Genomic DNA, 25814 nt, shown 5'->3' with positions numbered 1-25814 from the left:
GTTTACTGAGTAATTTCTAAAATCAGGGGTTGACTTTGACTCATCGAACTAGTTAACTAGTACGCAAGTTCACTTAAGCAAGGTATCGGCAAATGAAGACGAAAATCAATGTACTGCAGGGTTGGTGGCGCACTCCCTAATAACGGGCAGTGTCATCACGTCTGCATTTTGCAAACAGATACCCGGCCCGCCACTGAGCGGGCTTTTTATTGAACACCTATTTTACAGAACAGGCGAAACAAACAATGCAAACACCAAAACCAGCGCTTGAGCTTCTGACCAGTGACGCGATTTATCGTGAAAACCCAACCGCGCTGTTTCACCAGCTATGCGGTGCACGCCCGGCGACATTGCTGCTGGAATCTGCGGATATCGATAGCAAAAACGATTTAAAAAGCCTGCTGCTGGTCGACAGTGCGCTGCGTATCACTGCGCTCGGTGACACTGTCACAATTCAGGCGCTGACCGATAACGGCGCGTCCCTGCTCCCGTTGCTGGATACGGCGCTGCCAGCGGGCGTTGACAACCAGCATCAAGCGAATGGCCGCGTACTGACCTTCCCGGCGGTCAGCCAGTTGCTGGATGAAGATGCACGTCTTTGCTCACTGTCCGTTTTTGACGCGTTTCGCCTGCTGCAAACGCTGGTGACGCTGCCAGAAGACGAACGCGATGCGATGTTCTTCGGCGGGCTGTTCGCTTATGACCTGGTCGCCGGTTTTGAAGACCTGCCATCGCTTGAAAGCGATACTTCCTGCCCGGACTACTGCTTCTACCTGGCGGAAACGCTGCTGGTCATTGACCACCAGACCAAAAACACGCGTATTCAGGCCAGCCTGTTCACGCCATCATTGAGTGAAAAAGACCGCTTGCTGCAACGCATTGCGCAACTGCGTCAGCAACTGAATGAGCCCCCTGCGGCTCTGCCAGTGGTAACCGTTGAACAGATGCGTTGCGAGACCAACCAAAGCGATGAAGAGTACGGTGATGTGGTGCGTAAAATGCAAAAAGCGATTCGCGCCGGGGAAATTTTCCAGGTGGTGCCATCTCGTCGCTTCTCACTGCCCTGCCCGTCGCCGCTGGCGGCGTATGATGTCCTGAAAAAGAGCAACCCCAGCCCGTACATGTTCTTTATGCAGGATAACGATTTCACCCTGTTCGGCGCTTCACCGGAAAGCTCGCTGAAATATGAAGCCAGCAGCCGCCAGATTGAGATCTACCCGATTGCCGGTACTCGCCCACGTGGTCGACGCGCAGACGGTTCTCTGGATCGTGACCTTGATAGCCGCATTGAACTTGAAATGCGCACCGACCATAAAGAGCTTTCCGAGCACCTGATGCTGGTTGACCTGGCGCGTAATGACCTGGCGCGCATCTGTACGCCGGGTAGCCGCTATGTGGCAGACCTCACCAAGGTCGACCGCTACTCCTTCGTGATGCATCTGGTATCACGCGTCGTCGGTGAGTTGCGTAAAGACCTTGATGTCCTGCACGCCTACCGTGCCTGCATGAACATGGGCACCCTGAGCGGCGCGCCGAAGGTTCGCGCGATGCAGCTTATTGCTGGCGCGGAAGGCAAACGTCGCGGCAGCTACGGCGGCGCGGTGGGCTACTTCACCGCTCACGGCGACCTGGACACCTGCATCGTCATCCGCTCTGCCTTCGTTGAAAACGGCGTCGCCACCGTTCAGGCTGGCGCAGGCGTAGTGCTGGATTCCGTTCCCCAGTCCGAAGCCGATGAAACACGTAATAAAGCACGCGCGGTATTGCGCGCTATCGCGACCGCACACCACGCACAGGAGATTTTCTGATGGCTGACATTCTGCTGCTCGATAATATCGACTCATTCACCTATAACCTCGCAGATCAGCTACGCGCCAACGGTCACAACGTCGTGATTTATCGCAACCATGTGCCTGCTCAAACGCTGATTGAGCGTCTGGGTACGATGAAAAACCCAGTGCTGATGCTCTCACCCGGCCCTGGCGCACCGTCAGAAGCCGGCTGTATGCCGGAACTACTGACCCGCATGCGTGGCAAACTGCCTATTATCGGTATCTGTCTCGGTCATCAGGCGATTGTTGAAGCCTATGGCGGCTACGTTGGTCAGGCTGGCGAAATCCTGCACGGGAAAGCATCCAGCATTGAACACGACGGCCAGGCGATGTTTGCCGGGCTGAGCAACCCGCTGCCGGTCGCCCGCTATCACTCGCTGGTAGGGAGCAATATTCCCGCGGGCTTAACCATCAACGCGCACTTTAACGGCATGGTGATGGCGGTTCGTCACGATGCGGATCGCGTATGTGGTTTCCAGTTCCATCCAGAATCGATTCTTACGACCCAGGGCGCACGCCTGCTGGAACAAACCCTGGCATGGGCGCTGCAAAAACTGGAGCAGACCAACACTTTGCAACCGATTCTGGAAAAACTGTATCAGGCACAAACCCTGACACAGCAGGAAAGCCACCAACTCTTCTCCGCCGTGGTTCGCGGTGAAGTGAAGCCGGAGCAATTGGCCGCCGCGCTCGTTAGCATGAAAATTCGCGGTGAGAGCCCGATTGAAATCGCCGGGGCGGCCACCGCATTACTGGAAAACGCCGCACCGTTCCCGCGCCCGGACTACCCGTTTGCTGATATCGTCGGTACCGGCGGCGATGGCAGCAACAGCATCAACATTTCGACCGCCAGCGCCTTTGTCGCTGCGGCCTGTGGATTGAAGGTGGCGAAACACGGTAACCGCAGTGTATCCAGCAAATCTGGTTCATCGGACTTACTGGCGGCGTTCGGCATCAATCTGGATATGAATGCGGATAAATCGCGTAAAGCGCTGGATGAACTGGGCGTCTGTTTCCTGTTCGCGCCGAAATACCACACCGGGTTCCGCTACGCGATGCCGGTACGTCAGCAACTGAAAACGCGCACCCTGTTTAATGTGCTGGGGCCGCTGATTAACCCGGCGCATCCACCGCTGGCGCTGATTGGCGTCTACAGTCCGGAGCTGGTGCTGCCAATTGCTGAAACCCTGCGGGTGCTCGGTTATCAACGCGCCGCCGTTGTCCACAGCGGTGGCATGGATGAAGTGTCCCTGCATGCGCCAACCGTGGTGGCCGAGCTGAATCAGGGCGAAATCAAAAGCTATCAGCTCACCGCCGCTGACTTTGGTCTCAAGCCTTATCATCAGGAAGAGCTGGCAGGCGGCACGCCGGAAGAAAACCGTGACATTCTGACGCGCTTGTTACAAGGTAAAGGTGAGACAGCGCATGAGTCCGCCGTCGCTGCCAACGTCGCCATGTTAATGCGCCTTTATGGCCATGAAGATTTAAAAGCCAACGCACAAAAAGTACTGGATGTTCTGCGCAGCGGTGCAGCCTATGATTGCGTCACCGCATTAGCGGCAAGAGGGTAAAAAATGCAGACCGTATTAGCAAAAATCGTAGCCGATAAAGCGATTTGGGTAGAAGCCCGTAAACAACAACAACCGTTAGCCACGTTCCAGAATGATGTTCAGCCTACGCAACGTAGTTTCTACGATGCGCTGCGCGGTACACGCACCGCGTTTATTCTGGAGTGTAAAAAAGCCTCCCCGTCGAAAGGTGTCATCCGTGATGATTTCGACCCGGCGCGTATTGCAGGTGTCTACAAGCATTATGCTTCCGCAATTTCCGTATTAACGGATGAGAAATATTTCCAGGGTAACTTTGAGTTTTTACCTATCGTCAGCAAAATCGCGCACCAGCCGATTCTGTGTAAGGACTTTATTATCGATCCTTATCAGATTTACCTGGCGCGCTTTTACCAGGCCGATGCCTGTCTGCTGATGCTCTCGGTTCTTGATGATGAACAATATCGCCAGCTCGCCGCCGTCGCCCACAGCCTGAAAATGGGCGTGCTGACGGAAGTGAGTAATGAAGAAGAACTGGAACGTGCGATAGCGTTGGGCGCAAAGGTGGTCGGGATTAACAACCGCGATCTGCGCGATCTCTCCATCGACCTGAATCGCACCCGTCAGTTAGCGCCGCGATTGGGCCATGACGTTACGGTGATCAGCGAATCGGGGATTAACACCTATGCCCAGGTGCGCGAGTTAAGCCACTTTGCTAATGGCTTCCTGATTGGCTCGGCTCTGATGTCGCACGACGATCTGAATGCGGCAGTCCGCCGCGTGCTGCTGGGCGAAAACAAAGTTTGCGGCCTGACTCGTCCTCAGGATGCACAGGCCGCATATGAAGCCGGGGCCATTTATGGCGGGCTGATTTTTGTGGCGACGTCTCCTCGCTCGGTAACCCCTGAACAGGCTCGTGACGTCATCGCTGCCGCACCGCTTGGCTACGTCGGCGTCTTCCGCAACGCTCCCGTTCACGACGTAGTCGCACGCGCAAACGAACTGTCGCTCACTGCCGTTCAACTCCACGGCGATGAAGATCAGGCGTATATCGACGCCCTGCGCAGTCAACTGCCAACGACAGTACAAATCTGGAAAGCCCTCAGTGTAGGCGAAACCCTGCCCGCCCGTCATCTCCATCACGTAGATAAATACGTGTTTGATAACGGCCAGGGCGGTACAGGACAACGTTTCGACTGGACGCTGTTGCAGGGTCACGATCTCAGCAACGTGATTCTGGCAGGTGGATTAGGCGCAGATAACTGCGTAGAAGCGGCCAGAAGCGGCTGCGCCGGGCTGGATTTCAATTCAGGTGTAGAGTCGCAACCGGGTATAAAAGATGCCAGCAAACTGGCCTCGGTTTTCCAGACACTGCGCGCATATTAAGGTATGAAAGGAGCAACAATGAGCACGTTACTTAACCCCTATTTCGGCGAGTTTGGCGGAATGTACGTTCCGCAAATCCTGATGCCTGCGCTGCGTCAACTGGAAGAAGCCTTCGTCAGCGCACAAAAAGATCCACAATTTCAGGCGGAATTTACCGACCTGCTGAAAAACTACGCTGGTCGTCCGACCGCGCTGACCAAATGCCGTAACTTAACTGCGGGTACCAAAACCACGCTGTATCTGAAACGAGAAGATCTGCTGCACGGCGGCGCGCACAAAACCAACCAGGTACTGGGCCAGGCATTGCTGGCTAAGCGCATGGGCAAAACCGAAATCATCGCCGAGACCGGCGCGGGCCAACATGGTGTAGCATCGGCACTCGCCTGTGCCCTGCTGGGCCTGAAGTGCCGTATCTATATGGGTGCGAAAGATATTGAACGCCAGTCACCGAACGTCTTTCGTATGCGGTTGATGGGCGCGGAAGTGATTGCGGTACACAGTGGTTCAGCCACACTGAAAGATGCCTGTAACGAAGCGCTGCGCGACTGGTCTGGCAGCTACGAAACCGCGCACTATATGCTGGGTACGGCGGCAGGCCCCCACCCGTTCCCGACCATCGTACGCGAGTTCCAGCGTATGATTGGCGAAGAAACCAAAGTTCAGGTGCTGGAAAAAGAAGGTCGTCTGCCGGACGCCGTTATCGCCTGTGTGGGCGGCGGCTCCAACGCCATCGGGATGTTTGCCGATTTTATTACTGAAACCAGCGTCGGTTTGATTGGCGTTGAGCCTGCAGGTCACGGCATTGAAACCGGCGAACACGGCGCACCGCTGAAACATGGTCGCGTTGGCATCTACTTCGGTATGAAATCGCCGATGATGCAGACCGATGAGGGGCAGATTGAAGAATCTTACTCCATCTCTGCGGGCCTCGATTTCCCGTCCGTCGGGCCACAGCATGCGTATCTGAACAGCATTGGCCGTGCGGAGTATGTCTCTATCACCGATAACGAAGCGCTTGATGCCTTTAAAGAACTCAGCCGCCACGAAGGGATTATCCCGGCGCTGGAATCATCACATGCTCTTGCGCACGCGCTGAAAATGATGCGTGAAAATCCGGATAAAGAGCAGCTTCTGGTGGTAAACCTGTCCGGCCGCGGCGACAAAGACATCTTCACCGTACACGATATTCTGAAAGCTCGAGGGGAAATCTAATGGAACGTTATGACAACCTGTTTGCAGAACTGACAGCCCGCAAGGAAGGCGCATTTGTCCCCTTTGTCACCCTCGGCGATCCGAACCCGGAGCAGTCGTTAAAAATTATCGACGCGCTGATTGAAGGCGGCGCAGACGCACTGGAACTGGGGATCCCTTTCTCCGACCCGCTGGCAGATGGCCCGACCATTCAGAGCGCGACGCTACGTGCTTTCGCCTCGAACGTCACGCCGACGCAGTGCTTTGAGATGCTAGCGGCGATCCGCCAAAAACATCCGACCATGCCTATCGGCCTGCTGATGTATGCGAACCTGGTATTTAACCGCGGTATTGATGAGTTTTACGCTGAATGCGCGCGCGTGGGGGTCGATTCAGTCCTGGTCGCTGATGTGCCGGTGGAAGAGTCTGCCCCGTTCCGCCAGGCGGCAATGCGCCATAACGTGGCACCTATCTTCATCTGCCCGCCGAACGCCGACGACGAGCTGTTGCGTCAGATTGCTTCACATGGCCGCGGCTATACCTATCTGCTTTCCCGTGCAGGCGTAACGGGAGTGGACAGCCGTGCAGCACTGCCGTTGCATCATCTCGTCGAGAAACTGGCGGAGTACCATGCCGCCCCTCCGTTACAGGGCTTTGGTATTTCCACGCCAGAGCAGGTGCATGCCTCAATTGAAGCCGGGGCTGCAGGCGCGATTTCTGGCTCTGCCACAGTGAAAATTATCGAGAAGAATCTTGATAAGCCCGACGTTATGCTGGCCGAGTTGAAAGCCTTTGCACAGGCAATGAAAGCGGCAACGCGCCAGGCGTAGTACTTTGTAGACCGGGCAAGCGTAGCGCCCCCGGCAAGATACAGGTATATTTTTTAATGAAGTTATCAATAAACTAAAGCTGCCAACAGGCAGCTTCAGATCGCCGACAAAGTGCGCTTTGTTCTTGCCGGATGCGGCGTAAACGCCTTATCCGGCCTACAAAATATTCCAAATTCAAGATATTGCAGAAACCTTGTAGGCCTGATAAGCGTAGCGCATCAGGCAATGTTGCGTTTGTCATCAGTTTAAAGCTGCCAACAGGCAGCTTTTTCTTCTGGATGCGAAAAAAAAGCGATTAACACAAACTGTGGGGTTGATATCTTAGATGAGAACCATTATCTTTCTCATCAACGAATAGTTGAGCAAATCACTCAGGTATTCGTTACGACATTGCTCACATTGCTTCCAGTATTACTTGCCCGCCTTCCGGCGGGCTTTTTTTATTCAATCACCCGCTCTATCGAGCCCTGTTCATTGATATACATGCAGCGATTCCTGCCTGACTGCTTACCCACGTACATTGCACCGTCGGCACGTTCAAGCACAATGCGCAGTAATTCCCCCGGGATCGCCCGAGTTAAGCCTGAGGTGACCGTAACCGGAATATCATATTGCCCAACTCTGATTTGATGATGTTCAATCGCCCGGGTAATGCGCAGGCCAGCCGCCATCGCTTCTGACTCATCCTTGGCCTTCAGGATCACGATAAACTCTTCGCCGCCAAATCGGTACACTGGCTCGTAATTGCGCGTGCAACTCTGCAATTTCTGCGCAAAGGCGCGCAATACCTCATCGCCAATAATATGTCCGTAGGTATCATTAATGCGTTTAAAATGATCGATATCCAGAATCATCACATAGAGTTCACCATTGCTGCGATCCATTACCTGGCTTTCAAATGATTCATCCAGGATTCTTCTTAACGGCAGACTGGTTAATGCATCATAACTTATACGTAGCTGTAACAAATGTGTCTGGTAAACGGTAATGGCCGCGACAAATTCCTGGAGTGCATGTTCAAAATCGTTAAATAATGTCTCTTGTATATTATCTTGTAAAACTGAATCGACTAATTGACGACAAACCTCATGCACCCGAATATGTTTATCATTAATGGTTAATAAAAAACCTTTATCTTCAGTATCAGTTGCCAGATATTGATTCAACCAGCCACCAAATTGGCAACAATTATGTGCTTCGAGGCTGGTAATGTCATTCACGCTATCATCACGTTTTGCAATAAGACGTAACGCCTGCACCAACCAGCGATAGTGCCCTCCGACAGAACGATTTAACCCCGTAAGGAGCGTATCTATCTCTTTTAACTTCCTGTTCATCTGGCCTCCGACATTAACGTTAAGCGAATGATGTGAAACATTAACAATAATAAATTAAATCTCTGTCAAGAAAGACAAAAATCAGCATCAAACGCTAAATGTTTAATTAATATTTAAGGGAAGCTTTCCCTAAACACAATACATTCTAATTAATAAGTCTTACTAATACTCTTGCAATACCAGGAAAATTACAACAATACCGGCCGAGAATAAATGAAGATTTTCTGATTAGGAAGCCTTTCTACAACAAAAATCTAAAATTAAACGCTTACTTATCGATGGTTCTTCGCCCGGCAACGTGTTTTACCTTCCTTACGGATGCACGGTTACTGAGTCTCTCATACGTTGCCGCCCTACCCGGCTGCGCAGAGAGTCCTGTCAAACCCGCTGGGTTGACGGCGAAAGTTATGGCTATTTTCACAAATCAGGCCTTCATTCTGACAGGGTATCATCATTGAATTAGCTGCAATGCATTAGGACTGATATTGCCTGCCGAGAGTTATTCAATTATTGTAAATTCGTTTAATATTTAATAAGAATAAGGATGTTCTTATGTGTACGAATTATATTGTAATTGCCGCCGCCGCCGTGACCAGCTTAATTCTTGAGATGGACATTGATGTCCCCGCTATTGTCCTATGGTTTGATCCGTGGCTGGACGCGCTGCGAGAATGGGCCAGATATAACACGCTGTTTATGCTGCAGGGATGAGGGTGAAGAGATTGTCAGGATGCGGAGTTCAGCCAGGGCTGGTCGCAAAAGACCAGCCCTGCAACCCGTTAGAATCGATAACCTGCTGAGAACATAAACACCCATGGATCGAGACGGGTACTGACGCTTTGACGCTCGCCGTTATGTTTAAATTTCACGTTGGTGTCGATATCCATATACCAGACGGACATGTTTACCAGCCAGTCACGGTTGATTAAATAGTCCATCCCCACCTGCCCGGCGGCCCCCCAGGAATCATCCAGACTAAGGTCTGACAGCCCGGCCTCTTTACCCGTTTTGTTAAAATCGTTGTCAAAGAACGTAGTGTAGTTGATACCTGCACCAATGTACGGACGCAGTTTGCTGCTGGAATCACCAAAGTACCATTGTGCCATCAAGGTTGGTGGTAAGTGGTGAACGGTGGCGATATCCCCCGTTGGGCCAGTACCTACTTTGTGGCGGAACGGCGTTGCCGCCAGCAGTTCAATACCGATGTTCTCGGTTGCCATATAGGTAAATGTCAGGCCTAACTGTGTGTTATTGCTAACATTAAATCCGCCGAGAGCGCCAAGAACGTTGTCCGAGCCCTCTGATGGACGCACCGTTGCGGAACCTGCACGAATGAAAAATTCGCCTGCGTCATGGGCCCATGCGCCACCAGAAAGCGTAGAAAGTGCTAAAGCTGCCACTGCTAATTTTTTCATACCCACTCCTTTTTTAGGGGTTTTATTAGTCATGGCAAATATACCTACAAATAGTTAATCAGGTAGCAACACAGATCACACCAAATGTTAAATTTTAACATTTGTTGATCTGGATTAATTTTTGCTTACTTTGTTGAGATGATGGATACGCATCCATATCAATTTCAGCGGTATTTTTCTGAAACAAAATTGTCCGGATCCCCACTTGCTCTCTTTCAAACCTCTGGATAACGTAGACACGACAATTTCTGTTGATGCGTTTTTTCAGGTGTGCTATGAGCGATTTGAATCCGTGCATGACGTGCGGGGCCTGTTGTGCGTATTTCCGTGTCTCCTTTTACTGGGCTGAAGCCAACGATGGCGGCGGCCAGCTTCCTGCGCAGCTTACTGAGCCCCTCACCCCTTTTTTACGTTGTATGAAGGGTACCAACAGCAAACATCCGCGCTGCACTGCCCTTGAAGGCGAAATTGGCGGCAAGGTCAGCTGTTCTGTGTACCACGAACGCCCCTCTCCCTGCCGCGAATTTGCCATGTCCGGTGATAATGGTACGGAGAACGACGCCTGTAATCGCGCCCGGGCACACTACGGCTTACCTCCTCTTTACAAAGATATGCTTTTCCATACGAGTCTTGAGGCTGCAACGAGTGTATTAACTGCGGTACAATCAGCGGCTAATTAACACCTTTACGCAAAATCTTTCACGCTGCATCAAGGCAGTTAACGAGCGAGCCCGATGAGCTACCCAGCTATGAGATTCGGGCGAGTAAGCGCAGCCGACTTAGAGGCAGCCTGAAGGGTGACGCGGATGCAATACTCAAGGAGAGTGCATGTCTATCACGGCGCAGTCCGTATACCGTGACACGGGTAATTTTTTCCGTAATCAGTTTTTAACCATTTTGCTGATTGCGCTGCTGTGCGCATTTATCACCGTGGTGATTGGTCACGCCTTTACACCCAGCGATGAACAGCTTGCTCTCTTGCGCCAGGGTGACAATCTCACCGGAAGCGTCGGCCTGTTTGATCTGGTCCAAAACATGACACCGGAGCAGCAACAAATTCTCCTGCGTGCTTCAGCGGCATCAACGTTTTCCGGGCTGATTGGCAACGCCATTCTGGCCGGCGGCGTCATGCTGATGATTCAACTGGTTTCTGCCGGTCACCGCGTCAGCGCACTGCGTGCTATTGGTGCAAGTGCGCCTGTCCTGCCTAAACTGTTTATATTGATCTTCCTCACTACGTTTATGGTACAAATGGGCGTGATGTTGATCGTCGTGCCGGGCGTATTGCTGGCCATTGTGCTGGCTTTCGCACCTGTCATGTTAGTGCAGGATAAAATGGGCATCTTCGTGTCGATGCGTAGCAGTATGAAACTGGCGTGGGCCAATATGCGTCTGGTGGCGCCGGCGGTCATTGGCTGGTTGCTGGCGAAAACGCTGTTACTGGTGTTCGCACCGAACTTCGCCGTGTTGACGCCAAACGTAGGCGCGGTAGTGGTGAATACGCTCAGCAACCTTATCTCTGCCGTGTTGCTGATTTATTTATTCCGCTTGTATATGCTTATTCGCAACTAATTTTTCCTGCGGGCCCGACGGTCGTTGGGCCGCAACTGGAGTACGGAATCGAAGTATGAAGCAGTTTCTGGATTTTTTACCGCTGGTCGTCTTCTTCGCCTTTTATAAGATTTACGACATCTATGCCGCAACCTCAGCGCTGATCGTTGCAACCGCTATCGTGTTGATCTACAGCTGGGTGCGCTACCGCAAAGTTGAAAAGATGGCGCTTATCACCTTTGTGCTGGTCGCGGTCTTCGGCGGTTTAACGCTCTTCTTCCACAACGATGAATTTATCAAGTGGAAAGTCACCGTGATTTACGCGTTGTTCGCTGGTGCGCTGTTGGTGAGCCAGTGGGTGATGAAAAAACCGTTGATTCAACGCATGCTGGGTAAGGAACTGACACTGCCCGCCTCAGTGTGGGCCAATCTGAATATCGCCTGGGCCGTGTTCTTTATTCTGTGCGGCCTCGCTAATATCTACATTGCGTTCTGGTTGCCGCAAAACATTTGGGTCAATTTCAAGGTCTTTGGCCTGACGGCGATGACGTTGTTGTTCACCGTACTGAGCGGCGTTTACATCTACCGGCATATGCCGCAGGAAGAAAAGTAAGCCGCCATCGCAGGCAACTCAAAAGGCACACAACTCACAGTGTGCCTTTTTTATTACCAGGGGGAGTGCGGAATTCTGTTCAGCTACGCAGCACGCCTATTTCAATAAGCGCCTGGGCTGTCAGCAGAATAAACATAATAGCGACGAGTGGAGTGTACATTTTGCGTCTCCCATCCGAGCCATCATCTTAATTATAGTGTGTCTTTGTCCAGTTTTCTTAGAGAAAACTGGTTAATTCCGCCCCGCCATGCATTATCAGCTCCCTTTATAGGTCGAATACCCGTACTGACTCAGTAACAGAGGGACATGTAACTTTTCATTCGTTTTCGTCACCGTAAACAGCACCGGAATTTCCGGGAAGAACGAGGACAACTTCTCTGCCTTAAAGTACTCGCCCGTTTTAAACGTCACGCGATAAACACCGGGCTGCATATCCTCTTTTTCAGGATAGAGCGACTTAATGCGCCCATCGTTATCCGTTTTCTGAGTCGCCAGCATTACCCATCCCGAGGGTTGCTGTTTTTCCAGCGTCACGTCGACATCTTTAGACGGAACACCGGTTTGCTGATTCAGAATATGGACGCTGAGCGTACCGACAGGGGCCGCGTAAGCAATCGGCGCCGCGATGAGGGTGCTCAGTAAAACCAGCCCTGATATTTTCTTCATTGTCTTCATCCTTTTATTGAAATGTCAGCGAAAGCTTAGCCCGATTTATGTTTTAAAATATTCAACTTTTTGTGATATTTCTGTTTCTGGGATAAGCGCTTAATTGGCTGTTTTTTCTCCCGTAAGCCCCGTATGACGCGCGTTTGACTATTCTCGATGCCCATTTCGTAGTAGCATCCCGCCCGACGTCTTTTGAATAAGCACAGGGATTATAATGACACTGAAAAATGACGCCCCGCAGGGTGAACTGGTTTTACGCACGCTCGCCATGCCAGCGGATACCAACGCCAATGGAGACATCTTTGGTGGCTGGTTAATGTCACAAATGGATATTGGCGGCGCGATTCTGGCAAAAGAGATTGCTCATGGCCGGGTCGTCACCGTGCGCGTAGATGGCATGACCTTTCTGCGTCCGGTTGCCGTGGGCGATGTTGTCTGCTGCTATGCGCGCTGTGTTAAAAAAGGCAATACGTCGATTACGGTGAATATTGAAGTGTGGGTGAAAAAAGTCTCATCTGAGCCGATTGGTCAGCGTTACAAAGCGACTGAAGCGCTGTTTATTTACGTAGCGGTTGATCCATCCGGCAAACCGCGCGCGATCCCTGCCAACTAATACGACGCCCGGCCATTCACCGGGCGACATAAACGATCAGAGAAAACCGAGGACTTTAAAGAAGAAATAACCGATCACGATCACCACAATCGGCAGGATATAGAGCGGAAAAATTTGCAGGAAAATGGTGTTATGCGGCACCTTAATTTTCGCTTCCAGCGCCTCGCGCGTCATTCCATCTTCGCCCTTCGCTTTTTCCAGGATCATTTGATCGTTAACGCCTTCGCGCAGAAACTTCGCCTGACGGCTCATCCGTGCGCCAGAGTCCTGCAAGGCCAACGCGATGAACACCAGGGCAAAAATCACCCAGAACATCACGTTCAGCCCCTGCTGGAAGTTTGGCGTCGGTGAGTTATACCAGAAGAAGTTCAAAAACGGCGTATTGAAACGCATCATTTCGATCATCACGTGCGCAAAATCCATCATCACCGCATCGATGCCCGGCTGCTTTTCACTGTGATCGTACATAAATTTCAGTACCGAGATCAGCGTTGAAATGAGCGCAGGAATGAAAATCACCCAGCCTAAAATACGTTTCAGAATCGCGATGCGTCCCGCTTGTTGATACGTCATGGGTTCCCCTTGTTCAGACGTCTTTTTGTCAGGCTATATCCTATCAGTCTACCTGCTGGCAGGCATTTTTCCCGACTTTACGCGCGATATGATATACCATATTAAACGGCATTCATCGCCTAAGTTACTCAACAGAGAGGTTGTTATGTCCGCAGAGCGCCAGATACTCGCCGCTATTTTTGATATGGATGGATTACTGATCGATTCCGAGCCGTTGTGGGATCGTGCTGAACTGGAGGTCATCGCGAGCCTTGGCGTTGATATTAACCGCCGTAACGAGCTGCCAGACACTCTGGGTCTGCGCATCGATATGGTGGTGGATCTGTGGTTTGCCCAGCAGCCCTGGAACGGGCCGAGCCGTGAAGAGGTCACGGCGCGCATTATCGAACGTGCCATTAGTCTGGTAGAGGAAACTCGCCCGCTGCTGCCCGGCGTACGCGAAGCCGTCGCCCTGTGCAAAGCAAACGGTCTGAAAGTTGGCCTCGCATCGGCTTCGCCGCTGCATATGCTGGAAAAGGTGCTGACCATGTTTGAGCTGCGCGACCAGTTCGATGCGCTGGCATCAGCGGAAAAACTGCCCTACAGCAAGCCGCATCCGCAGGTTTACCTGGACTGTGCTGCGAAACTGGGCGTCGACCCGCTCACCTGCGTGGCGCTGGAAGATTCCGTAAACGGCATGATCGCCAGTAAAGCAGCACGTATGCGCTCTATCGTAGTGCCTGCGGAAGAAGGACAACACGATCCTCGCTTTGTGCTGGCTAACGTGAAATTGCACTCCTTAGCCGACTTAACGCTGAGCGATCTTCGCGGTTAACCCCTTCGCGGGCAACGCCAGGTTGTCCGCAAATCCAACGCTCGTCATATTATTGAAACAACGTTTCATTTTAGTTTGAGTTTTTTATTACGCCCTTCTATGCTTGTCGTGAAGATCAGCCATAACGACAATAACCGCATACAGAGGTCACTATGATACTGAACGCCTTCAACCTGAACGGCAAAGCTGCGCTTGTCACCGGGTGCGATACCGGTTTGGGACAAGGAATGGCTTTGGGGCTTGCAGAAGCGGGCTGCGACATCATCAGCGTTAGCCGCAAAATACCGGAAGAAACATCCGCCAAAGTACAGGCTCTCGGGCGGCGGTTCACCGCTATTCAGGCTGACCTCAGTCGTCAGGAGGCAATTACGGATATTGTGGCAAAGGCCGTCGCGTCGATGGGCCGTATTGATATTCTGGTAAACAACGCCGGTACCATCCGCCGGGAAGAGGCCCTGTCATTTAGCGAGAAAAACTGGGACGACGTGATTAACCTGAATCTGAAGTCGGTATTTTTCCTCTCTCAGGCGGTGGCAAAACAGTTTATACATCAGGGCGGCGGCGGGAAAATTATTAATATTGCCTCGATGCTCTCTTTCCAGGGCGGGATCCGCGTACCCTCTTATACTGCGTCTAAAAGCGGTGTGCTGGGGATTACACGCCTGCTGGCGAACGAATGGGCGCAGTACAACATCAACGTCAACGCTATCGCCCCCGGTTATATGGCGACCAATAATACGCAGCAACTGCGTGACGATGCCGAACGCAGCAAAGAAATTCTCGACCGTATCCCCGCCGGACGCTGGGGTTCACCGGAAGATTTAAAAGGCCCGGCGGTATTTCTCGCATCGTCCGCGTCTGACTATATCAACGGCTTTACGCTGGCAGTGGATGGCGGCTGGCTGGCGCGTTAATTTTTTAACAAAGAGTTACACCGTAACCTCTTCCGCCTACTGTATAAAAACCCTATACTGTATGAATTGACAGTTTTATCGGGTTTTATCATGACGGCGGAAGGCCACCTGCTCTTTTCCATCGCCTGTGCGGTATTTGCAAAAAATGCCGAGCTGACGCCTGTGCTGGCGCAAGGCGACTGGTGGCATATTGTGCCGTCAGCGGTGCTAACCTGCCTGCTACCGGATATCGACCACCCGAAATCGTTCCTCGGCCAGCGGCTAAGCTGGCTGTCGAAACCCGTGGCCCGCGCATTTGGTCATCGCGGCTTCACCCATAGCCTGCTGGCCGTTTTTGCCCTGCTCACGGTTTTCTATCTAAAAGTGCCAGAGAGTTGGTTTGTTCCCGCCGACGCGCTTCAGGGGATGGTGCTGGGCTACCTCAGTCATATTCTGGCCGATATGCTCACCCCTGCGGGCGTACCACTGTTATGGCCCTGTCGCTGGCGTTTTCGTCTGCCGATTCTGGCGCCACAAAAAGGCAATCAACTGGAGCGTTTTCTGTGCATGGCGTTGTTCGCCTACGCGGTCTGGATGCCGCAGTCATTACCGGAAAACAGCGCCGTACGCTGGTCTTCGGGAATGATTAATTCTCTGCAAATGACCTTCAATCGCTTTATAAATCACCAGATCGAACAATAACTACACAAAACTATCACTTTTGTCATAATCCATTCCATTTGGATATAAGCGACGATTGTCACTTCTGTTACCCTTTTCACATCTGACCAGCCCGGTGAGGCTGGCTATATAATGAAATCAGGAGAACGGGGATGAACTTTCCATTAATCGCGAACGTTATCGTGTTCGCGGCACTGCTGTTGCTGCTGGCGCAAACGCGTCACAAACAGTGGAGTCTGGCAAAAAAAGTACTGGTCGGTCTGGTGATGGGGGTCGTGTTTGGCCTCGCGTTACAATTTATTTATGGTTCCGACAGCCAGATTCTTAAAGATTCTATTCAGTGGTTCAATGTCGTCGGTAACGGCTACGTGCAACTGCTGCAAATGATCGTAATGCCGCTGGTTTTCGCCTCGATTCTGAGCGCGGTAGCCCGTCTGCACAATGCGTCACAACTGGGTAAAATCAGCTTCCTGACAATTGGCACCCTGCTGTTCACTACGCTGATTGCCGCACTGGTAGGCGTACTGGTCACCAACCTGTTTGGCCTGACGGCAGAAGGTCTGGTGCAGGGTACTGCGGAAACCGCACGCCTTGATGCCATCCACAGCAACTATGCTGGAAAGGTTGCTGACCTGAATGTGCCGCAGTTATTGCTCTCCTTCGTGCCCAAAAATCCGTTTGCCGATCTGACTGGCGCGAACCCAACCTCTATCATCAGCATCGTTATCTTCGCCGCTTTCCTGGGCGTGGCTGCGTTAAAACTGTTAAAAGATGATGAGCCAAAAGGCCTGCGCGTCATTGCGGCAATCGACACGCTGCAAAGCTGGGTGATGAAACTGGTTCGTCTGGTGATGCAACTGACTCCGTATGGCGTACTGGCGCTGATGACCAAAGTCGTGGCGGGTTCTAACCTGCAGGACATCATCAAACTCGGCAGCTTCGTGGTGGCTTCTTACATCGGTCTGGCAATCATGTTCGCCGTACACGGCCTGCTGCTGGGCGTAAACGGTGTCAGCCCGCTGAAATACTTCCGTAAAGTGTGGCCGGTTATCACCTTCGCTTTCACCAGCCGTTCCAGCGCCGCGTCGATTCCGCTAAACGTGGAAGCACAAACGCGCCGTCTGGGTGTACCGGAATCTATCGCCAGCTTCTCCGCCTCTTTCGGCGCGACGATCGGTCAGAACGGCTGTGCGGGTCTGTATCCGGCAATGCTCGCCGTTATGGTGGCGCCAACCGTGGGCATCAACCCACTCGATCCGCTGTGGATTGCTACTCTGGTTGGCATTGTCACCGTGAGTTCTGCGGGCGTAGCAGGTGTCGGCGGCGGTGCAACCTTCGCGGCGCTGATTGTTCTGCCCGCGATGGGCTTGCCGGTGACGCTGGTCGCGTTGCTGATTTCCGTTGAACCGCTGATCGATATGGGCCGTACCGCTCTGAACGTCAGTGGCTCCATGACTGCAGGCACCCTGACCAGCCAATGGCTGCGCCAAACCGATAAAGAGATTCTGAACAGTGAGGATGATGCGGAACTGGCGCATCGTTAATACTGTTGGTGTGATAAAAAACGCGCAGCCTGTCTGCGCGTTTTTTGTTTTATAACGTCAAAATTTCGCCAAAAAGGCCAACGCCTGCCAATAACGTATGCGCGTTTATCCGACGATGGGCCTTATCAAAAGTGGCACTCATTTACTCCGAGACTTCATCTTCCTGACGAATCTGGTTGGCCCAGCGTTGTGCAGACTCCGGCACCGTAAACGCCGGCGAGCGTTGAAACGACTCCCCCATTAGCACAAAAGCGACATACTTCCCGCGAAGGATCCATACGTCACGAAACGCATCCATTTTGATCGCATGTTCAGGCGGCGCAGGCTCAACACGAGGCACATAGCTGATAACCTTACGATTTTGTTGGCGAAGAGGTTTCATAATGGGTTGATTCACTAAAGACCAATTTAAAAAACGAAAACCGTAATATTAGCCGATTTTACCTCGCGAAGTCCTGTCCTGTGTGTGCGATTTACCGATTCTGATTGCAGGCACCCCTCATTCACGGCTGGCATACCAGGCCGACGCAAATGTTACATAGTCCTAAAGTCGTCCTTTAAGCGGTAAGGGCTGGCGATTGTTCTATAGTTAGAAGGGTTTGCCGCAAAATCGGCCAATTTTCAGTAATGAAAACAGGAGATGAGCATGTCGGATCAACACAATAAATCAAAAACCCATCAATCACCGGTTCACGATTCCAGAGAGTCAAAACCCGGTCTGGATTCCCTGGCACCTGAAGATGGTTCCTGGCGACCCACACCAAAACCTACCGCTCCCGGCGAAGAGCCTACCGCGCCAGGGAGCCTTAAAGCGCCTAACACCAGCAATGAGAAATTAAAAGCGCTTGATAAGCAGCGTAAAGGCGGCGAAAACTTCCCGCTGACAACCAACCAGGGCGTCCGTATTGCCGATGACCAGAATTCTCTGCGTGCCGGTAGCCGTGGCCCTACGCTGCTGGAAGATTTTATTCTGCGTGAGAAAATCACCCACTTTGACCATGAACGCATTCCTGAACGCATCGTGCATGCACGTGGCTCTGCGGCGCACGGCTATTTTCAGCCATATAAGAGCCTGAGTGATGTCACGAAAGCGGACTTCCTCTCCTCAAAGGAGAAAATCACGCCTGTTTTCGTGCGTTTCTCAACCGTTCAAGGTGGCGCGGGTTCCGCTGACACTGTGCGCGATATTCGTGGCTTTGCCACCAAGTTCTATACTGATGAGGGCATTTTTGACCTGGTCGGCAATAACACGCCTATCTTCTTTATTCAGGATGCACTGAAATTTCCCGATTTCGTGCATGCCGTGAAGCCCGAACCCCATTGCGCAATACCGCAGGGGCAAAGCGCGCATGATACCTTCTGGGACTATGTCTCGCTGCAACCGGAAACATTGCACAACGTATTCTGGGCGATGTCCGACCGCGGGATCCCACGCAGTTATCGCACCATGGAAGGCTTTGGTATTCATACTTTCCGCTTAATCAATGCCGAAGGTAAAGCGACGTTTGTTCGTTTTCACTGGAAGCCGGTTGCCGGTAAGGCGTCTCTGGTGTGGGATGAATCGCAAAAGCTCACCGGACGCGATCCCGACTTCCACCGTCGCGACCTGTGGGAAGCCATTGAAGCAGGTGATTATCCTGAGTATGAACTGGGCTTGCAGCTTATCCCGGAAGAGGATGAATTTAAGTTCGATTTCGATCTGCTCGACCCCACTAAGCTGATTCCCGAGGAGCTGGTGCCGGTGCAACTCGTCGGCAAAATGGTGCTTAACCGCAACCCGGACAACTTCTTCGCCGAAAATGAGCAGGCCGCGTTCCACCCAGGGCATATTGTTCCCGGCCTGGATTTCAGTAACGATCCCCTGCTTCAGGGACGCCTGTTCTCTTACACCGATACGCAGATAAGCCGTCTGGGTGGGCCTAATTTCCACGAAATCCCGATCAATCGCCCAACCTGCCCGTATCACAATTTCCAGCGCGATGGCATGCATCGCCAGGATATCGATAGCAACCCGGCCAACTACGAACCCAATTCCATTAATGATAACTGGCCGCGTGAAACGCCGCCTGCACCGAAACGGGGTGGTTTTGAATCATACCAGGAACGCGTTGATGGGCATAAAGTGCGTGAACGTAGCCCGTCCTTTGCTGAATATTACGCTCAGCCGCGACTCTTCTGGAACAGTCAGACGCCGATTGAGCAACAGCATATTATCGATGCCTTCAGTTTTGAACTCAGCAAAGTCGCACGCGAGTGGATCCGTGAACGGGTCGTCGATCAACTTGTCAGCGTCGATATTCGCCTGGCACAGGCCGTTGCAGAAAATTTAGGTATTACTCTCAATGACGAGCAGCAAAATCGTCAACCGCCTGCGGATGTAAATGGGCTGGATAAAGATCCCACTCTCAGCTTATATGCTATCCCCAGCGGTGGCGTAAAAGGACGTGTGGTGGCCGTTCTGCTTAATCAAAACACGGCATCCGCTGATGTGCTGACCCTGCTTCAGGGCCTTAAAGCACAAGGCGTGCATGCCAAACTGCTCTACTCGCGTATGGGGGAAGTGACCGCCGATGATGGTTCAGAACTGCCTATCGCCGGAACGTTCGCGGGTTCTCCTTCGCTCACGGTGGATGCGGTGGTGGTGCCGGGCGGCGATCTTAGCGATCTGCTGAAAAGTGGCGACGCGCAATACTACCTACTGGAAGCCTACAAACATCTTAAGCCAATCCTGCTGGCGGGCGATGCGCGCCAGTTTAAAGGCCTGCTGAATGTCGATAGCCAGGGTGAAGAAGGTATTGTCGAAGGCGATGCTATCGCTAAATCAACCGTGGAAGATTTGCTCAGCCTGATCGCGGCGCATCGCGTTTGGTCTCGAGCAGGTAAAACGGCGGCGATACCGGCCTAAAAAAAAGCCCGGTGACGGATAACCGGGCGAAAAGCACAACATTCTCTCAACTCGCAGAATCAGACGTCGCGATAGGTGCCGAGACGATAACCGCGTTCCGCAATGGCATATTTCAGCGATGGCGAAGTGAGGACATCCAGCTCAGCCAGTCGTGGGTAGCAGTAAGCGCTGCCCATGATTGTCTTATCAACAAACGCCGGATGGCACATCACCTCAACGGAGGGTTCATCGCGTTGCACAGATTTATCCAGTACCTGCAGGAATAACGCTTCGGAAATTTCATCACCATAAAACTCACTGCTGAATCCGGCGCTACTGCGCACATCATCCGGCGCGCCCTCTGCCTGCGGAAGAGAGCGGTCAATACGCAGCGCCACACCCTTCTCTAAAGCAAACTTCGCCACCAGCGGATAGATCTGCGGGATCATATGCACATGGTGATGGCTATCAATGTGCGTTGGCGCAGTATCGAAAATAGCGACGAAACGATCGAACTGACACGCCAGCTCATGCGCAATTTCGTCCAGCGGCAGCGTATCGTTTTCCGCCATTTGCCAGATCCATTTCCCCAGTTTGCCTTCACGGGTCAGCCCCGGCATCTCTGAGAGCGGTTCACCCAGCGTCAGAACAAAGTGCATCCCAACCGCCAGCTCCGGCGTACGGCGGCTCAGTTGCGCCGCATGTTCAATCTCCGCGCCGTTTACCAGCGCGGTGGTTGACGTCACGACACCATTTTTACAGGCGTCGATAATGCCGTAGTTCTGCCCTTTGCTCAGGCCGAAGTCATCTGCATTGACGATCAGCAGTCGTTCCATCGTACCTCCTGTCACTTTTTCAGTTTCTCCACTGTGGCAGCAAAGTTTGGCAACCACTCTTCGTGCGCGAGGATCATTTCACGCGCGAGGATCTCCGCGTCCTTGTCAGAGCCAATCAGCGGGCTTAAGTTCATCGCCAGCTCAACGTCATTAATTTCGCCACTCAGTGCCGCATGGCTTGCCTGAATTTCAAAAGCTTTAATGGTATGGATAAGCCCCAGCACTTTGTCATCGAAGTGCGTCAGGCGTGGGTGTGGTTTCGCCCCATCGCGGCCCAGAATCGCCGTCATTTCTACCGCCCAGTCCGCCGGGATGTTATCCACGTGGCCGTTATGGGGGAAGTTAACGTAGTGTTCAGCCTGTTTATCATTGTAGATAGCGTTGATCACTTCGCATGCGGCATCGGAGTAATACGCCCCACCGCGCTGCTCCAGCTCTTTCGGTTTGACGTTGAGATCTGGATTCTTGTACAACTCGAACAGCTGCTTTTCAACCTTCTGCACCACCTGCGCACGTGCGCCGCCTTTGTAGTACTCGCCCATTTCAATCGCCAGCATCTCTTTGGTTTTGAAATAGTACAGCAGGTAAGAGCATGGAATCAGATTCAGAGAGCGAATCAACCCTTCGCTAAACGGCAGGTCGAAGATATTTTTCACCGAATTGGCCGTCAGGGTACCGGAAGCGACACCGTCAATCAGCTCAACGAAACGCGATGTGCCATTCACCAGCACATCGCGGATAAACACCATGTGGTTCAGGCCAAAAAGATCGATGGAAAGATCGTCCTTTTCGGAAAGGTTCAGCACATCGGTGATAAACATTTTCATGCCAATCGGAATGTTGCATACACCGATAAAGCGTTTGAAATTGGTGTGACGATAGACGGCTTCGGTGACCATCCCGGCTGGGTTAGTGAAGTTAATCACCCACGCGTTCGGACACAGTTCCTGAACATCTTTAATGATGTCAAAAATTACCGGAATGGTACGCAGACCTTTGAACAGGCCACCTGCGCCGTTAGTTTCCTGGCCAAGGTAGCCGTGACTCAGCGGTATACGCTCATCTTTTTCACGCGCTTTCAACTGGCCGACGCGCAATTGGGTGGTCACGAAATCGGCATCACGCAGCGCGTCACGGCGGTCGAGTGTTTTGAAGACTTTCATCGGTACACCCGCTTTCTCCACCATACGCTCACACAGCGCATGAATGATATCAAGCTTCTCTTTACCGCCTTCAACATCAACCAGCCACAATTCGCTTACCGGCAGTTCATGGTAACGTTTGAGAAAACCTTCCAGTAATTCTGGTGTATAGCTGCTGCCGCCGCCGATGGTTACAACTTTTAATTTCTGGCTCATACTTTCTCCCTCGTGATCCACCCGCTAAATGCAGTCAACCCTCCACATTCAGCGCGGATATTAAATTTGCTGTCGCATTACTACGGAAAATACCGTAGTGCGTGAATTATTTTACTTAATGACCGTCAATCGCTTGCGATAATTACTCGGGGTAAACGAGGTCAGCTTTTTGAATGTTTTAATAAACAAACTTGGGCTGCTGTACCCGGATTCATACGCAATATCGGTAACGGAGTAGTTCGTAATTTCCAGTTGCTTCATGGCAAAGTTGATGCGGATATCATTAATAATCTGCATCGGTGTTTTGCCATAGTAGCGCTGAGTCGCTCGCGTTAAATACTCCTGAGACTTCCCGGAGAGCGAAACCATATTTTCCAGCGCACCTTCACCGAACTTCATTTTATCGTGCATGGCTTCGACCGTTGCTTTTAACCACTGCGGTATCACATCCTGAGCTTGATCTTCACGATGATGACGCAGACGGTTAATCACATAAAAAGCCACTAATTCAATAAATTCATCGAATTCAGTTTCGCGAAAATGTAGCGAAGCAATAACTGACTCGATATAGCTGAGAAAAGTACTTTTAACAGAGTAAACCTGCGACGCTACCAGGCAAAATGGCAACAGCGGCTGATAGTGCGTGGCGAAAAAATCTTTGCTGATTCCGACGTTGAGGATGCGCGTCGCACCAAACTCGTAGAAGCTCTGGTGATGCGAACCCAACGGGATGAAGACAAAATCGCCGCGTTCCAGCAGGACGCGCTTGCCGTTAATCTCCTGATAGTAGCGGCCTGTGAGCACCAGCGTGAACTCATAGTAATCATGCTGATGCAGGCCGCTTACGCTCTCCGTTTTATTGTAGATAAAGACATGAAAATTCCGGCCATCAAACAGTTGCTGTTCTCGTGCGGTATTAATTTCCATGGTCATCATCTTAGGCTGCCTCATAATACGGATAACCTATTGTACCTTCTCGTGAAGCTCGATCAATTCCGCGACCAGCTCGCGGGCCAACATTGAGGTCATAAGATGATCCTGAGCATGAACTAATACCAGGCTCACCTTCATTTTCCCCTCCCCCTCATCGCTTTCGATGAGTTGCGTCTGCACGCGGTGCGCTTCACTCAGTGCGATGCGAGATTGTTCCATCGTCGCTCTGGCGGTTTCAAAATCGCCTTGCTTAGCCTGCTTCAGTGCCGTATACGCCAGGCTTCGTGCCTGCCCGGAGTTGATAATCAGGCCCATCACCACTTCTTCGAGGTCATTTTCCTGCACAGGTTCTGCTGTGATATTGTCCAGATCAAACATACTTTTTCCTTTTAGTGATGGCGGTAGCGTTTCCACTACCGCACGTCATCAGAATTTCAGTGCATTCGCGATGTCTTCTTCGCTCTCTTCTTCTTCAATGGCCGTCTGTGCTTTGTTGGCTACGATGACAAATGGCATGTAGATAAGCGTGGCGACAACCAGGTTGAAGAGCGCCAGCAGCAGAGCGGCGATACTCCCGTTGGTACTGAAGAAAGCGCCTAAGCCGGTCGGCATAGTCCACGGCGCCATATTGGTAATCGGCGGAATGATGCCCAGTGAGTACGCGATAATCATAATGGCGGCGAGAATAGGCTGAACCAGTACGAACGGAATCAGCATCACCGGGTTCATGATAATTGGCAGACCAAACAGAATCGGCTCGTTAATCTGGAAGATGCCTGATGGCAGCGCCAGTTTGGCAACAGAACGGTAATCTGCGCGACGAGAAGCGATGAAGATAGCGATAATCAGGCCCAGAGTCGCACCACTACCGCCCAAGAAGACGTAGGAGTCGAGCATCGGTTTCGCCCACACATGGAACGATTTACCGGCTTCCAGCGCCGCGGCAACAGAACCGTACTGCTGATAGGTTGCAATGTTTTCCAGCGCCCACGGGGTCATGATGCCGCTGTCCAGCGCGGTCAGCGCCAGGGAACCGTGGATACCGAAGAACCACAGCAGCGGAACAAAGATAACGTACGCCCAACCCACAATCGCACCCATTGAGGCCAGCGGTGTGGAGATGCCGTCCATGATTATCTGGTGGAAGTTGGTGCTCCAGTGCGTCAGCGCCCAGGAGATGATCCCCATGATAGAGAGGATAATAAAGCCAGGAATTACCGCCGAGAAGGAGCGGGATACGGACGCGGGAACGCTATCCGGCAGGCGAATAACCCAGTTTTTATGCACAATAAAGGTGAACATTTCCGCGACCACCAGGCCGATAATAATGCCGGAGATAATGTTCGCCCCGCCCAGCCAGTTCGCGCCTACTGCATAGGCTTCTCCGACGCTGTAAGGGGTGACTGTCATAAAGGCTGCAACGGATAACAGGCCTGCCGCCAGCGAATCAACTTTACGTTCTTCCGCAAGCGCCATACCGATAAAGAAAGGCGCCATTAGCGACATAATGCCCAACGTACCGTTGTAAACATTACCACCAATGGCCTTAAAGCTATTTAAGTTCTCAATGGTCGACGCGTCGAGGCGAATCCCCATTGAATAGAAAAAAGATCCCTCACCAAAGCTTAAAAAAACGTTATTAATTAAGACAAACATCGCACCCGCGAGGGTCAATGGCATTAGCTTAATAAAACCGTTTTTAATTGCGTTAACGTGAGGCTGTTTTCCTATTTTAATAGCAAAAGGAAGGAGTACCTTTTCAAGCGAACTGATCACTTTACTCATAGAAAAATACCCTTAAAGGCCGCAGCGAATACCGCGGCGTTAAATGTGAAATAACTCTTTGACGGGAAAAATAAAAAATTACTGCGCAGCAGCTTTTTTAATTGCAGCAACGGCTGCTTTAAGAACACCTAAACCATCGACTTTACCGTAGAGTGCTGAATCAATAACCTCTACCGGTTTATTAGGCAGCAATTTTTGAATATCTGCCTTCATGTACGCAATTTGTGGCCCCAGTAATACAACATCGGCCTGTGGGCCTTTTTCTGCGGCAAAGCTTTCTGAGAATGCTTCAATAATGACTGGTACTTCATATTTCTCCGCCTGCGCACGCATTTTGGAGACCAGTAATGAAGTCGACATCCCTGCAGAGCAAAAAAGATAGATATGTTTCTTTTCCATTCACGCTTCCTCAACTTATCGAATCTGCCATCATCGGGCTTCGTTCCTTCCGCCCATGAACCCATTTCAACATCAGATGTTTCACTTTTGTTTATGTGTTGAGTATACGGTATCTCTCCAGGCCAGGATAATT

Annotated in this window: 26 protein-coding genes, 1 pseudogene and 1 other annotated feature; of the genes and pseudogenes, 16 read left to right on the top strand and 11 right to left on the bottom strand. The window is 51.7% G+C overall.

The window, feature by feature from the left end:
* Positions 1-116 precede the first annotated feature (116 nt).
* Positions 117-211: a sequence feature (Trp leader region), on the top strand.
* A gap of 34 nt (positions 212-245) precedes the next feature.
* The 6 genes and pseudogenes from DBY68_RS16385 to DBY68_RS23225 form a co-directional block, all read left to right on the top strand.
* A complete protein-coding gene (locus DBY68_RS16385; RefSeq protein WP_108475625.1) occupies positions 246-1808 on the top strand; it encodes an anthranilate synthase component 1 in 1563 nt (520 codons plus the stop codon).
* Positions 1808-3403: a bifunctional anthranilate synthase glutamate amidotransferase component TrpG/anthranilate phosphoribosyltransferase TrpD gene (trpD, locus tag DBY68_RS16380; RefSeq protein ID WP_015964659.1), complete on the top strand. Its 1596-nt coding sequence runs from the start codon at positions 1808-1810 to the stop codon at positions 3401-3403. The genes DBY68_RS16385 and trpD overlap by 1 nt, the downstream gene beginning before the upstream one ends.
* Before the next feature lie 3 nt (positions 3404-3406).
* On the top strand, positions 3407-4765 hold the full coding sequence (gene trpCF, locus DBY68_RS16375) for a bifunctional indole-3-glycerol-phosphate synthase TrpC/phosphoribosylanthranilate isomerase TrpF (RefSeq protein ID WP_108475626.1): 1359 nt from the start codon (positions 3407-3409) through the stop codon (positions 4763-4765).
* An 18-nt stretch (positions 4766-4783) separates the two neighbouring features.
* Positions 4784-5977, top strand: coding sequence for a tryptophan synthase subunit beta (gene trpB, locus DBY68_RS16370; RefSeq protein ID WP_108475627.1), 1194 nt, complete (start codon positions 4784-4786; stop codon positions 5975-5977).
* Positions 5977-6786 (top strand): tryptophan synthase subunit alpha, encoded by an 810-nt coding sequence (gene trpA, locus DBY68_RS16365; protein ID WP_108475628.1) that lies wholly within the window; start codon positions 5977-5979, stop codon positions 6784-6786. The genes trpB and trpA overlap by 1 nt, the downstream gene beginning before the upstream one ends.
* Positions 6787-6909: 123 nt before the next feature.
* Positions 6910-7011: pseudogene (locus DBY68_RS23225) on the top strand (hypothetical protein); the annotation flags it as partial.
* Positions 7012-7226: 215 nt separating this feature from the next.
* On the opposite strand, the gene DBY68_RS16360 reads toward DBY68_RS23225, so the two are convergent.
* The gene (locus DBY68_RS16360) at positions 7227-8123 is read right to left on the bottom strand and encodes a diguanylate cyclase (protein ID WP_108475629.1); all 897 of its coding nucleotides are present in this window, start codon (positions 8121-8123) and stop codon (positions 7227-7229) included.
* Positions 8124-8675: 552 nt separating this feature from the next.
* Here DBY68_RS16360 and DBY68_RS22920 point away from each other — a divergent pair.
* Positions 8676-8834 (top strand): hypothetical protein, encoded by a 159-nt coding sequence (locus DBY68_RS22920; protein ID WP_158529120.1) that lies wholly within the window; start codon positions 8676-8678, stop codon positions 8832-8834.
* A 68-nt stretch (positions 8835-8902) separates the two neighbouring features.
* On the opposite strand, the gene ompW is transcribed toward DBY68_RS22920, so the two are convergent.
* Positions 8903-9538 (bottom strand): outer membrane protein OmpW, encoded by a 636-nt coding sequence (gene ompW, locus DBY68_RS16355; protein ID WP_108475630.1) that lies wholly within the window; start codon positions 9536-9538, stop codon positions 8903-8905.
* Between the two features lie 275 nt (positions 9539-9813).
* Here ompW and DBY68_RS16345 point away from each other — a divergent pair, with 275 nt between their 5' ends.
* From DBY68_RS16345 to DBY68_RS16335, 3 genes are all read left to right on the top strand, one after another.
* On the top strand, positions 9814-10218 hold the full coding sequence (locus tag DBY68_RS16345) for a YkgJ family cysteine cluster protein (protein WP_108475631.1): 405 nt from the start codon (positions 9814-9816) through the stop codon (positions 10216-10218).
* Between the two features lie 148 nt (positions 10219-10366).
* On the top strand, positions 10367-11110 hold the full coding sequence (locus tag DBY68_RS16340) for a YciC family protein (protein WP_108475632.1): 744 nt from the start codon (positions 10367-10369) through the stop codon (positions 11108-11110).
* Between the two features lie 55 nt (positions 11111-11165).
* Positions 11166-11702, top strand: a complete 537-nt coding sequence (locus tag DBY68_RS16335) for a septation protein A (protein ID WP_108475633.1) — start codon at positions 11166-11168, stop codon at positions 11700-11702.
* Positions 11703-11957: 255 nt separating this feature from the next.
* Here DBY68_RS16335 and uraH read toward each other — a convergent pair whose 3' ends face one another.
* Complete coding sequence (uraH, locus tag DBY68_RS16330) at positions 11958-12368, bottom strand: hydroxyisourate hydrolase (protein WP_108475634.1); 411 nt, start codon at positions 12366-12368, stop codon at positions 11958-11960.
* A 214-nt stretch (positions 12369-12582) separates the two neighbouring features.
* On the opposite strand from uraH, the gene yciA reads away from it, so the two are divergent.
* Positions 12583-12981 (top strand): acyl-CoA thioester hydrolase YciA, encoded by a 399-nt coding sequence (gene yciA, locus DBY68_RS16325; RefSeq protein WP_108475635.1) that lies wholly within the window; start codon positions 12583-12585, stop codon positions 12979-12981.
* Between the two features lie 36 nt (positions 12982-13017).
* Here yciA and DBY68_RS16320 read toward each other — a convergent pair whose 3' ends face one another.
* Entirely contained in the window at positions 13018-13554 is a 537-nt protein-coding gene (locus DBY68_RS16320) for a YniB family protein (protein WP_108475636.1), read from the bottom strand.
* Positions 13555-13699: 145 nt separating this feature from the next.
* On the opposite strand from DBY68_RS16320, the gene hxpB reads away from it, so the two are divergent.
* The 4 genes from hxpB (at position 13700) to DBY68_RS16300 (ending at position 17486) form a co-directional block, all read left to right on the top strand.
* Positions 13700-14368: a hexitol phosphatase HxpB gene (gene hxpB / locus DBY68_RS16315; RefSeq protein ID WP_108475637.1), complete on the top strand. Its 669-nt coding sequence runs from the start codon at positions 13700-13702 to the stop codon at positions 14366-14368.
* A 152-nt stretch (positions 14369-14520) separates the two neighbouring features.
* Positions 14521-15282 (top strand): 2-dehydro-3-deoxy-D-gluconate 5-dehydrogenase KduD, encoded by a 762-nt coding sequence (kduD, locus tag DBY68_RS16310; protein WP_108475638.1) that lies wholly within the window; start codon positions 14521-14523, stop codon positions 15280-15282.
* Positions 15283-15372: 90 nt separating this feature from the next.
* Positions 15373-15963 carry a metal-dependent hydrolase gene (locus DBY68_RS16305; RefSeq protein WP_108475639.1) on the top strand — a complete coding sequence of 197 codons (591 nt, stop codon included), beginning with the start codon at positions 15373-15375 and terminating at the stop codon, positions 15961-15963.
* A 131-nt stretch (positions 15964-16094) separates the two neighbouring features.
* Positions 16095-17486 carry an L-cystine transporter gene (locus tag DBY68_RS16300; RefSeq protein WP_015964744.1) on the top strand — a complete coding sequence of 464 codons (1392 nt, stop codon included), beginning with the start codon at positions 16095-16097 and terminating at the stop codon, positions 17484-17486.
* A gap of 142 nt (positions 17487-17628) precedes the next feature.
* Here DBY68_RS16300 and cedA read toward each other — a convergent pair whose 3' ends face one another.
* Positions 17629-17883: a cell division activator CedA gene (cedA, locus tag DBY68_RS16295; protein ID WP_108475640.1), complete on the bottom strand. Its 255-nt coding sequence runs from the start codon at positions 17881-17883 to the stop codon at positions 17629-17631.
* Between the two features lie 249 nt (positions 17884-18132).
* Between cedA and katE the strand changes: the two genes are divergently transcribed.
* Entirely contained in the window at positions 18133-20391 is a 2259-nt protein-coding gene (katE, locus tag DBY68_RS16290; RefSeq protein WP_108475641.1) for a catalase HPII, read from the top strand.
* Positions 20392-20450: 59 nt separating this feature from the next.
* Here katE and chbG read toward each other — a convergent pair whose 3' ends face one another.
* The 6 genes from chbG to DBY68_RS16260 all read right to left on the bottom strand — a co-directional run bounded on the left by chbG (position 20451) and on the right by DBY68_RS16260 (position 25681).
* Complete coding sequence (chbG, locus tag DBY68_RS16285; RefSeq protein ID WP_108475642.1) at positions 20451-21206, bottom strand: chitin disaccharide deacetylase; 756 nt, start codon at positions 21204-21206, stop codon at positions 20451-20453.
* An 11-nt stretch (positions 21207-21217) separates the two neighbouring features.
* Positions 21218-22564, bottom strand: a complete 1347-nt coding sequence (locus tag DBY68_RS16280; protein ID WP_108475643.1) for a 6-phospho-beta-glucosidase — start codon at positions 22562-22564, stop codon at positions 21218-21220.
* 111 nt (positions 22565-22675) lie between these two features.
* A complete protein-coding gene (chbR, locus tag DBY68_RS16275) occupies positions 22676-23515 on the bottom strand; it encodes a transcriptional regulator ChbR (protein ID WP_255415258.1) in 840 nt (279 codons plus the stop codon).
* A gap of 12 nt (positions 23516-23527) precedes the next feature.
* A complete protein-coding gene (gene chbA / locus DBY68_RS16270; RefSeq protein ID WP_015964750.1) occupies positions 23528-23875 on the bottom strand; it encodes a PTS N,N'-diacetylchitobiose transporter subunit IIA in 348 nt (115 codons plus the stop codon).
* Between the two features lie 48 nt (positions 23876-23923).
* Positions 23924-25282, bottom strand: a complete 1359-nt coding sequence (chbC, locus tag DBY68_RS16265; RefSeq protein WP_108475645.1) for a PTS N,N'-diacetylchitobiose transporter subunit IIC — start codon at positions 25280-25282, stop codon at positions 23924-23926.
* A gap of 78 nt (positions 25283-25360) precedes the next feature.
* On the bottom strand, positions 25361-25681 hold the full coding sequence (locus DBY68_RS16260) for a PTS sugar transporter subunit IIB (RefSeq protein WP_108475646.1): 321 nt from the start codon (positions 25679-25681) through the stop codon (positions 25361-25363).
* Positions 25682-25814: the final 133 nt, after the last annotated feature.

Source organism: Pseudocitrobacter sp. RIT415, from assembly GCF_003057695.2.
In the GTDB taxonomy this organism is placed as follows: Bacteria; Pseudomonadota; Gammaproteobacteria; order Enterobacterales; family Enterobacteriaceae; genus Pseudocitrobacter; species Pseudocitrobacter faecalis.
Note: the sequence above shows the minus strand (reverse complement) of the source record. Positions and strands in the feature narration are given on the sequence as shown.